2 protein-coding genes are annotated in these 1,447 nt (G+C 41.1%); both read right to left on the bottom strand.

What is annotated here, in order from left to right:
• On the bottom strand, positions 1-261 hold a 261-nt coding region (locus F597_RS0119805), incomplete at its 3' end, for an ATP-binding protein (protein WP_019541478.1).
• A gap of 30 nt (positions 262-291) precedes the next feature.
• Positions 292-1,447 (bottom strand): IS21 family transposase (gene istA / locus F597_RS0119800; protein ID WP_019541477.1); only part of this gene is annotated, 1,156 nt, incomplete at its 5' end.

Below are 1,447 nucleotides of genomic sequence, written 5' to 3'. Positions count from 1 at the left end.
AAACATATTTTTATCCAGATTGCGTTGTTGATTGTATTCGACATCCGCTACACTGGCCTGTTCTCTAAAGCCGGCCTGTCTGATAAGACGCTCTATTTTATTATTTAATCGTTCTTCCCATTGATGATCCGTAAGCAAAGCCAGGTATTCATCAGCCGTCACATTCTCTATCCTGTTGTCCTTGATATGCTGATAATGCAATGAAGCCATGGCTCCGAGCCTCATCTGTTTTAATCTTTCGATTGTTTGATTGTTGTTCATTATTATGGGTTTATAAATTAACTGATTTGCTTAACTGTAGGATGATGCTCCCCTTATATTGTGATGCAGCGGTATATGCGACTGTGCATTATCGGATTCATCATAAATGATTGATGCCTTATCCATGTTATTCTTCAGGATGTTTTTGATTCGGGTATATGATGGTATCCCTGCATTTAAAGCCATTTTACAGGCTCTATCCAATCTGCCCGAACCATAAGCCTTGTGGAGCTGCAAAAGACCGGTTACACGCTTGTAGCCTATCTCAGGGTAATCTACAGATGCAAGTATATGTTCTACACAACTGACAACATGCTCACCATGCGCTGCAGCTTTATTCTTAAAGTAATCCGGATTCCAACCCAGGTATGATTGATGCGTACTGCTCAGGTGATCCGAGTTGGTGTTATAGCTGCCTGTAGTGTGATTCCTCTGATGTATGGCTATGCGCTGATGATTGTAGTAAACCTCTATATGTTTCCGTGTATAATGTATTTGTGTTTGTTTGCCTATATGGCGGTATGGTACACTATAATAACTCTTATCGGGTGAAAAATATACATATCCCATTTTCTGAACCTTTGCCCTGCGGTACTCTTTTATCTCGTACTGCTCGGCGGGTAATGGCTTCAGATAGCCTCGCTCTATTGTCTGAAACAGTTCCAGTCTACTGGCCTCTTTACGCTTAAAGAGCAGTTTGTTGTATTCTGTAAGCAATCGCCTGATCTCCCTGTTGAGCTCTTCTATCGAGAAGAATGTCATCTCTCGAAGAGGGTAATAGATTCTTTGATAAGTAAGGTGTACAGCATTTTCTACTAATGCTTTATCCTGTGGAGCATACACTCTTGCGGGGTTAATAACACAACCGTAATAACTGGCAAAGTCTTTGAAGCAGCGGTTAATAACTGCTTCATGTTTGCTGGCTCTTGTAACGGCAGACTTTAGATTGTCAGATACGATTGCCTTTGGAACGCCACCATAAAAGTGTAATGCGTTTTTACAGCAACTTATAAAATCATTACGGTTCTGTGTGGCACAGGCTTCAACATAAGTATATTGACTACAGGGTAAAATTGATACGAAGACTTCAACCGGTTTGATCTCACCCGTATCTTTATCTACTATCTCAAGCTTTTTACCCGCAAAGTCAACGAACATCTCATGGCCTGCAATGTGCTCAAGCTTC

This window comes from Proteiniphilum acetatigenes DSM 18083, assembly GCF_000380985.1.
In the GTDB taxonomy this organism is placed as follows: Bacteria; Bacteroidota; Bacteroidia; order Bacteroidales; family Dysgonomonadaceae; genus Proteiniphilum; species Proteiniphilum acetatigenes.
This window is presented reverse-complemented; position numbering and strand designations above follow the sequence as displayed.